General features: G+C 72.3%; 7 protein-coding genes. 5 read left to right on the top strand and 2 right to left on the bottom strand.

Features of this window, described 5'->3' with window-relative positions; genetic code table 11:
* The first annotated feature begins 1,148 nt into the window (after positions 1 to 1,148).
* Together BMG523DRAFT_RS21220 and BMG523DRAFT_RS21215 are read left to right on the top strand one after the other, a co-directional pair.
* Positions 1,149 to 3,899, top strand: coding sequence for a Tn3 family transposase (locus tag BMG523DRAFT_RS21220; RefSeq protein WP_011436759.1), 2,751 nt, complete (start codon positions 1,149 to 1,151; stop codon positions 3,897 to 3,899).
* Positions 3,896 to 4,213 (top strand): hypothetical protein, encoded by a 318-nt coding sequence (locus tag BMG523DRAFT_RS21215; RefSeq protein ID WP_011436758.1) that lies wholly within the window; start codon positions 3,896 to 3,898, stop codon positions 4,211 to 4,213. Before BMG523DRAFT_RS21220 ends, BMG523DRAFT_RS21215 begins: the two co-directional genes overlap by 4 nt.
* Positions 4,214 to 4,245: 32 nt before the next feature.
* On the opposite strand, the gene BMG523DRAFT_RS21210 is transcribed toward BMG523DRAFT_RS21215, so the two are convergent.
* The gene (locus BMG523DRAFT_RS21210) at positions 4,246 to 5,196 is read right to left on the bottom strand and encodes a site-specific DNA-methyltransferase (RefSeq protein ID WP_035941181.1); all 951 of its coding nucleotides are present in this window, start codon (positions 5,194 to 5,196) and stop codon (positions 4,246 to 4,248) included.
* Between BMG523DRAFT_RS21210 and BMG523DRAFT_RS24960 the strand changes: the two genes are divergently transcribed.
* The 3 genes from BMG523DRAFT_RS24960 to BMG523DRAFT_RS21200 all read left to right on the top strand — a co-directional run bounded on the left by BMG523DRAFT_RS24960 (position 5,195) and on the right by BMG523DRAFT_RS21200 (position 7,172).
* Positions 5,195 to 5,488 carry a hypothetical protein gene (locus tag BMG523DRAFT_RS24960; RefSeq protein WP_023840315.1) on the top strand — a complete coding sequence of 98 codons (294 nt, stop codon included), beginning with the start codon at positions 5,195 to 5,197 and terminating at the stop codon, positions 5,486 to 5,488. The genes BMG523DRAFT_RS21210 and BMG523DRAFT_RS24960 overlap by 2 nt on opposite strands.
* Positions 5,489 to 5,517: 29 nt before the next feature.
* On the top strand, positions 5,518 to 6,486 hold the full coding sequence (locus BMG523DRAFT_RS21205) for a tyrosine-type recombinase/integrase (protein WP_011436756.1): 969 nt from the start codon (positions 5,518 to 5,520) through the stop codon (positions 6,484 to 6,486).
* Between the two features lie 74 nt (positions 6,487 to 6,560).
* On the top strand, positions 6,561 to 7,172 hold the full coding sequence (locus BMG523DRAFT_RS21200) for a hypothetical protein (protein WP_011436755.1): 612 nt from the start codon (positions 6,561 to 6,563) through the stop codon (positions 7,170 to 7,172).
* Here BMG523DRAFT_RS21200 and BMG523DRAFT_RS21195 read toward each other — a convergent pair.
* A complete protein-coding gene (locus BMG523DRAFT_RS21195; protein ID WP_198031032.1) occupies positions 7,157 to 7,633 on the bottom strand; it encodes an NUDIX pyrophosphatase in 477 nt (158 codons plus the stop codon). The genes BMG523DRAFT_RS21200 and BMG523DRAFT_RS21195 overlap by 16 nt on opposite strands.
* Between the last annotated feature and the right edge of the window lie 312 nt (positions 7,634 to 7,945).

Genomic DNA, 7,945 nt, shown 5'->3' with positions numbered 1-7,945 from the left:
CCGCCCCACCCACCCCACCGGCTGTCACAGAACGTCATCGGTGGCGTTTCCGCCGGCGCCGGAACCCACCCTCACACGCGCTACTCACAGCGACGAAACAGCAGCCGGGCCCGGATCCTCACACCACCACCGGCCCCAGCCCCCCGCACCCCGTCTCACACCGTCTACCTGCACAAACAGACTTTGCGGGTCACCCTGGACGTAGAGGCCGGCCGCGACACTCTTGGCCGCCATTGGGTCACCCGCGCCGGGCTGTCGAGTGCCTTCCGCGACCAGAATGGATCGACAACGACAACGCCGGCGAGCAGCCACCGGCTCGCCGTTCTTGAGCAAAGCGGCCAGACCGGACGCATCATCGTCATCAACACGACCGAGTTTCCCGGCCGCGTCGTGCACGACACCGCTACACACGGAGCTCTTCGAGAGCGTATTGCCCGGCCGGACGCGGCGAAGATCATACGGCGGGCTTTCCCTCCCCCGGAGAGGACACCCCCTGGACAGGATGGCAGGCGTCGGCCGCAGCCTCCCCCGGAGACGGGGAACTCACCGCGGCCCCACCGATGAAGATGATCTAGATAGATCACCATGTAACCCGATGAAGCCGGCGGGTCTACCGGCCAGACCGCCGCGGCCCGGCCGTCTCTGGCCCGGGTGAGACGCCCGTACGGGGTACGGGCGCCGACGTCGGGGGCCGGACACTCGGCTGAGAGGAGGCGGGGTAGGCCGCGCCGAGCAGACCACGCACGCCCGTCAGGCGGGGTTCGGCGGGAAGGTCGTAGGTCCGGTACAGAGTGCGATCAATTCCGTACAGCTCGCAGAGGTACCGGGGGGATCCTGCCCGGCGAACACGCCGGCGGCGCGGTCCCGGTCGGCCAGGTTGCGGGTGACGCGCTCCAGGAACGAGGCGGGGATCGGGCCAGGCGCGGGGGTGACGATGTGGCGCACTGTCCAGTTCGGAGAGCGAGACAAACCGTGGGAGGTCAAGCAGCGCTCGTGATCGGCTGTCATGTCCCCCGCGTCCGAGCTGACCAGCTGCTGGCGCGGTCGCCCTACTTGGGGTGCCGGTAAGGGGTCCGAGGAAGAACCGCGCAGGATTGAACGGTTAGGGCGGTTCGGTCGCTGGCGGTCGCCGGGTCGATGATCTGTGTGTGCCGGTGGAGTTCCTGACGGATGAGCAGGTTGCGGCGTACGGGCGGTTCGATGGTGAACCTGTGCGGGCTGAGTTGGAGCGGTTCTTCTTTCTGGATGACGCCGACCGGGAGCTCGTCGTCCGGCGCCGGGGCGAGCACTCGCGTCTGGGGTTCGCCGTTCAGCTGGGCACGGTGCGGTTCCTTGGGACGTTCCTGAGCGATCCGCTGGAGGTGCCGTGGGTGGTGGTGGACTATCTCGCGGGCCAGCTGGACGTTGCGGACTCGTCGGTGGTGAAGCGGTACACCGAGCGGCTGCCGACGCAGCATGAGCATGCTCGGGAGATCCGGTCGGTCTACGGCTACCGGGACTTCGCCGACCCGCAGGCAGCCACGGAGCTGCGGGCGTTCCTGGCGAGCCGGGCGTGGACGCAGGCAGAGGGTCCGGTGGCGCTGTTCGGTCAGGCCACGGCGTGGCTGCGCCGTAGCCGGGTGCTGTTGCCAGGGGTGAGTGTTCTGGCCCGTCTGGTGGTCTCCGTGCGCAGCGAGGCCACCGACCGGGTGCACCAGGAGCTCGCCGTCGCGGCTGAGCAGGCCGATCCGCAGTTGGCCGGACGGCTGCGCAGTCTCCTCGAGGTGGCGCCGGGTGCCCGGGTAAGCGAGCTGGAGCGGCTGCGGCGGGGGCCGACGCGGACGTCGGGGCCGGGCTTGGAGCGGGCGCTGTCACGGGCCGGCGAGGTCATCGTGGTGGGCGCCGGCGCGGCGGATGTGTCGGGGGTGCCAGCGAACCGGCTGGCGACGCTGGCCCGCTACGGCCTGGCGGCCAAGGCGCCGCTGCTACGCGAGCTCGCCGAGCCGCGGCGTACCGCGACCCTGCTGGCGACGGTGCGCGGTCTGGAAGCGGCGGCGGTCGACGACGCCCTGGACCTGTTCGACGTGCTGATGGCCACCCGGCTGCTCAACCCGGCGCGTCGCGCCGCGCAGCAGGAACGCCTCGCCGTCCTGCCGAAGCTGGAGAAGGCGTCGGTCACCCTCGCCGGCGCGGCGTCCGCGCTGCTGGGCCTGCTGGCCGGCACGGCCGGCGAGGCGCTCGACGTCGCCGCAGCCTGGGCGGTCGTGGAGCAGGTCGCGCCGCGGGAACGGGTGCTGGAGGCCGCCGCTCTGGTCGAGGAGCTGGTGCCCGGCGACGCCGGCCTGGAGACGGTGATGCGCGCCGAGCTGGCCCGCCGTTACGGCACGGTCCGCCCTTTTCTCCTCCTGCTCGCCGAGGCGCTGCCGCTGGCAGCGACCGGCGACGGCCAGCCGGTCCTCGACGCGGTCCGGCTACTGCCGAACCTGGTCGGCCGTCGCCGGATCCGCCCGGACGAGGTCGACATCGATCTGGTGCCGCCGGTGTGGCGGCGCGCGGTGCTGGCCAACCCGACGTTGCCGGCTGGCACGGTCGACCGCGACGGCTACGTGCTGTGCGTGCTGGAGCAGCTGCATCGGGCGCTGCGCCGGCGCGACGTGTTCGCCGTGCGTTCGCAGCGATGGTCTGACCCGCGGGCCCGGCTGCTCGCCGGCGAGGGATGGGATCGGGTCCGCGGCGAGGTGCTCGCCGGTCTCGGCCTGGCCGCCCCGGTCGAGACCCACCTGCGTGAGCTCGCCGGCTCGTTGGACGCCGCGTGGCGCCAGACCGTCGACCGGCTCGCCGAGGCCGGACCGGACAGCCCGGTGCGGGTCGAGCCGGCGGCCGACGGGCGGATGCGCCTGGCCGTGAGCCGGCTGGAGGCGCTCGGGGAACCGGACAGCCTGGTCGCGCTGCGGGCGACAACCGCGGCGATGCTGCCCCGTGTCGACCTGCCCGATCTGCTGCTGGAGGTGCACGCCTGGACCGGGTTCCTCGGCGCCTACACCCATCTGGGCGGGTCGGGCAGCCGGATGGAGAACCTGCACATCTCCCTCGCAGCGCTGCTGGTCGCCGAGGCATGCAACGTCGGGCTGACCCCGGTGACCAAGCCGAGCGAGCCGGCGCTGAGCCGCGACCGGCTCTCCCACGTCGACCAGAACTACCTGCGCGCCGACACCCACGCCGCGGCGAACGCGGCTCTGATCACCGCCCAGGCACAGATCGGGCTCGCCCAGGCATGGGGCGGGGGGCTGGTCGCCTCCGTCGACAGACTGCGGTTCGTCGTCCCGGTCCGCACGATCAACGCAGGACCCAGCCCCCGCTACTTCGGGCTCAAACGCGGCGTGACCTGGCTGAACGCGGTCAACGACCAGGTCGCAGGGATCGGCGCGGTCGTCGTGCCCGGCACTGTCCGTGACTCGCTCTACATCCTGGACACGCTGCTCACCCTCGACGCCGGGCCGAAGCCGGAGATGGTCGCGACCGACACCGCCAGCTACTCCGACATCGTCTTCGGCCTGTTCCGCCTGCTCGGCTACCGGTTCTCCCCGCGGATCGCGGACCTGTCCGACCAGCGACTGTGGCGTGCCACCCTGCCCGGCGACGCCGAGGGCGACTACGGGCCGCTGAACGCCATTGCCCGGCACCGGGTCAACCTCGCCCGCGTCGGTGTCGTGCTGTGGAACACCCGCTACCTCGACGCCGCCCTCACCGCACTGCGCACCGCAGGCCACGACGTGCACGACCTCGACGTCGCCCGGCTGTCCCCGCTGGCCGACCGGCACATCAACATGCTCGGCCGCTACGCCTTCGCCGCCCCGCCCACCGGCACGGGTCTGCGCCCTCTGCGTGACCCGGGCGAGAACGATCAGGAGGAGTCATGACCGAGGATGGCGACCGGCCAGCGGGGCAGGACACGGCGGTGCCTCGGATTGGCCGCCCGACCGGGCGCACACGAACCTTCCACGGCCCGGTGCGGGTCGAGATCGCCCACGAAGGCTCCGCCACCCAGGTCGTCAGCTTCTACGGCAGCGAGGAGTCCGACCTGCTGCACGCCGCCGGCGACTGGATGAACGACCATCTCTACGCGGTGATCCTCGGCTTCGGCTTCGCGGACCTGCGCTATGACGACGACGGCGACAAGCTACCGCCGCAGCTGCGGCTGACGATGACGGTCGACATGTCCTACTACCGCTGATCAACGGCGCCGATCGAGCCGCGTGGGCCTGGTCAGGAGGCCGGCTGGTCGATACCGGGCAGCGGCCGCTCCAGCAGCCGGGTACGGAGCGCGAGGCGGTGATAGTCGGGGTTGAGATCGATCCCGACGTAGCGGCGGCCGAGCTGCAGCGCGACCATGCCGGTGGTCGCCGACCCGGAGAACGGGTCGAGCACGACCCCGCCGGGCGGGCAGCCGGTCAGGATCGCCCGCCGCGGGATCTCGGGCGGGAACACGGCGAAGTGCGCGCCGGGGAAGTTGGCGACCGGGATCTGCCAGACGTCGCCCGGATTACGGCCGGCTTGGTGGGCGGCGAAGTCGCGGTCGGCGGCCGTCACCGACGACTCGGGGTTGCGGCCCCGCCGGCCGGGCACACCCTGCTTCCTGCGCTGGGCCCACTCAGCACCGCCGGTCGGGTCGACCGGTGTCTCCCGGACGGGGTCGAGGTCGAAGTGGTAGCGCGCCGAGCGGGTCAGCAGGAACAGCGTCTCGGTACGCGAGGCGAACCGGTCGGTCACCGACTCCGGCATCGCGTTCGTCTTGGCCCACACGATCGCGTTGCGGACCGTCCAGCCGGCGTCCTGCAACGCGAACGCGACCCTCCAGGGGATACCGAGCAGGCTCTTGTAGGGCGCGGCCGCGGTGGTGTTCCGCCGCGGCGGAATCAGCTCGGCCCGGTCGGCGCGGCGTGTCAGGCCCACCGACGGGCCGCCGTTGGCCTTGCCCGCGTAGCTGTCGCCCAGGTTCAGCCAGCACGTCCCGTCCGGGTGCAGCACCCGGCGAACCTCCGTGAACACCTCGGCGAGCCGGGCGACGTAGGCCGCGGGCGTGGGCTCCAGGCCGATCTGGCCGGGCTCGCCGTAGTCACGCAACCCGAAGTACGGCGGCGAGGTCACCACACAGTGCACCGAGGCGTCCGGCAGACCCCGCAGGACCTGCGCCGCCTGGCCGACCGGAGAACCCATGACCACCGACGTCGCTCCGCCCGCGACCACCGAGGAGCTCATCGCCTGGCTCCGCGCCGAGGCCACCCGCCAGCCCGAGGCTGCCGGCCGGTTCCTGGACCGGGCCGCCGAACTCGAGACCGCCGAGCGCTGCGTCGATCCCTGGTGCGACCACCCCGTGGACGACCACGGCCGGTACGGCTGCGTCATCGCACGCTGCCGGTGCCACGTCGCCGGCCCGGCCACCACCGAGGACGACATCGTGGTGGGACCGCGAACCGACTACGACCCGGACCATCAGCCGCACGCCTGAACCGCCGCTACCCCGAGAGGACGTGGTCGGTGACGACCAGCGCCACCGCACCACCCACCGGCCGCGGCCGGCGCGGCGGCGAACGCCCGCCCGACCGGTACGCCGAGCTGTTCGCCGCCTACCGCGCCGAGCTCGACCACGTCCGGCTCGCCGAGCACTCCCGGCGCGCCTACGCCTCCCGGGTCGCCGGGTTCCTGCGCTGGCTCGACACCGACGGCGCCGCCGCGGACCCCACCGGCGCCGACCCGCTGTCCGACGCGCACGCCCGCGACTTCGCCGTCCGCGACTACCGGGCCCACCTGCTCACGGTCGCGAAGAAGCGGCCCGCGACCATCAACGCGCACCTGACCGCGCTCGACCACTTCTTCACCTGGCGCCACCTCGGCCGCGCCGTCGTCGACCGCGCCGACCTTCCCGAGCAGGCCCCTCGCGCCCTGACCGACGACGAGGCCCGCCGCGTGCTGCGCGCCGCCGAACGGCTGCCCTCGCTACGCGACCGCACGATCATCGAGCTGCTCTACAACACCGGCGTGCGCTGCGCCGAGCTCGTCGCCCTCGACCTCGACGACGTGCCCGTCACCGCCCGCACCGGAGCCGTCCACGTCCGGGCCGGCAAGGGCCGCGACGGCGGCAAGCCGCGCACCATCCCGGCCAACCCCCGGGCCCGCCGGGCGCTGACCGACTGGAAACCCGCCCGGGCCGCCTGGCCGAACGCCGAGGCCGACCCGGCGCTGTTCCTCAACCGCTACGGCCGCCGCCTGTCGACCCGCACCGTCGACCAGGTCGTCGCCGACCTCGGCCGCTCCGTCGGGATCGACGACCTGACCCCGCACGTCCTGCGGCACACCTTCGCGACCGCCATGCTCCGCCGCGGCGCCGACCTCGTCCTGGTCGCCGAGCTCCTCGGCCACGCGCGCACTGACACCACGCGCGTTTACACCAAGCCCACCGAGGCCGACCGCCTGCGCGCCGTCGAACTCCTGCCCGGCGACTCGTGAGCCCCGGACGGCGCTAAGCGTTCAATCCTGCGCGGTTCTTCCTCGACCCCCGGATCCCGTTACACGCGGCGAGCGTGCTGACCCCGACGGGCGCGGTGTGCCTGCTCGGCGGGCGAGGCAGCGGCAAGACAACCGCCCTGCTCCACCTGCTGACCGGCGTCGCCGGGCCGGTGGCACTGGTCGCGAACTCGCTGGCGTTCCTCAACCCCGCCGGCCCGGTCCAGGTCCACGCCCTACCGACCACGATCGGGCTGCGCGCGCCCACGATCGCCCTGTTCCCCGCCCTCCGCGACCTCACCCGTGCCACCGGCACCCTCGCCGACGAGGAGAACCGTACCTACCTGCCCGCCGCCACGGTCGCAGCGGCGTTCACGGTGGCACGCGCCGCCGGCGGGCCGGTCACAGCGTTCATCGACATGGCGTTCCGCGAGGCGAGACCAGCGGTCTGGCGGAGGCTGGACACCCGGCAGGGCACCACGGCTCTGACCGCCGCGCGTCTCCCCGACGGTCTCCTCGACGATCCCCACGAACACGCACGCCTCACCGCGGACCACGCGCGGGGGCATCGTCGACGACTACGTGAGTGCGCGAAGTCGGTCGCAGCCGCCCGCTGCGAGTCGGGAACGGACACCCCGACAGTGCTCGGCCGCGGGGTCACGGACCTGGTCGCTCAGGCGGCGCGGTGACCGATGCCGTGGCGTAGCCGATGGTCCAGCTCCCACAGAGCGGTGCGGTTGGAATCCCACTGCACGACCTTCACCGCGTCGTCGAGGCCGAACCAGCCGAACTCGGTGTGCTCGTCCGACAACGTCACCTCGGCGTCCTCCGCACGGACACCGAACGCGTACTCCGGGATCACCAGCACGTCCGGCCCCCAGGTGAACTCCCCGGTGACGTAGACGACGGGGATCGTGGCCCGCGCGTCCAACACGATGAACTCACGTTCGCCGACCAGACCGGCCTCCTCGGCGGTTTCCCGCCGGGCTGCCTGCGCCGGGGACTCACCCGCCTCACCACCACCGGCGACACCCTGCCAATAGGCGGCATCAGCACGCCGGAACAAGGCGTACTCCGTGCCCTGCCCGGTCTGCCGGTAGGGCAGGACCAGAACCTGAAACGCCGCACGGCCACCCACAGTGTCGGTCACCACACCATCGTAGGACGGCGCCCTCGGCCGACCACCGAAGCCACGGCTGACCAGGAACCGCGCCCGCAACGCGACACGTGACCAGCCAACACAAGATCATCCGCGTTTGCACCTGGTGACAGGTTTCTTACCGGCACCCGGTCTACGTCTCCGTCGGCCGCCGCTGCGCCGGCCTCGTCAACCTCTACTGCGTCGCCCACCTTCGCCGCTACTTCCTGCGGGCGAGGCTGTCGAACCCGGTCCAGCTGGAGTACTGGGAGAAGGCCTGGCTCGACCGGTTCCGCGCGCTCTACACAGCCCACCGGGAACTGG

The sequence above is a fragment of the Frankia sp. BMG5.23 genome (genome assembly GCF_000685765.2).
GTDB classification, from domain to species: Bacteria; Actinomycetota; Actinomycetes; order Frankiales; family Frankiaceae; genus Frankia; species Frankia casuarinae.
Note: the sequence above shows the minus strand (reverse complement) of the source record. Positions and strands in the feature narration are given on the sequence as shown.

What these genes read in the sequence shown, in the direction of transcription:
- BMG523DRAFT_RS21210 (WP_035941181.1), bottom strand. Translation starts at nt 5,196, where the DNA reads ATGGGTTCTCCGGTCGGCCAGGCGGCGCAGGTCCTGCGGGGTCTGCCG.
- BMG523DRAFT_RS24960 (WP_023840315.1), top strand. Translation starts at nt 5,195, where the DNA reads ATGACCACCGACGTCGCTCCGCCCGCGACCACCGAGGAGCTCATCGCC.
- BMG523DRAFT_RS21215 (WP_011436758.1), top strand. Translation starts at nt 3,896, where the DNA reads ATGACCGAGGATGGCGACCGGCCAGCGGGGCAGGACACGGCGGTGCCT.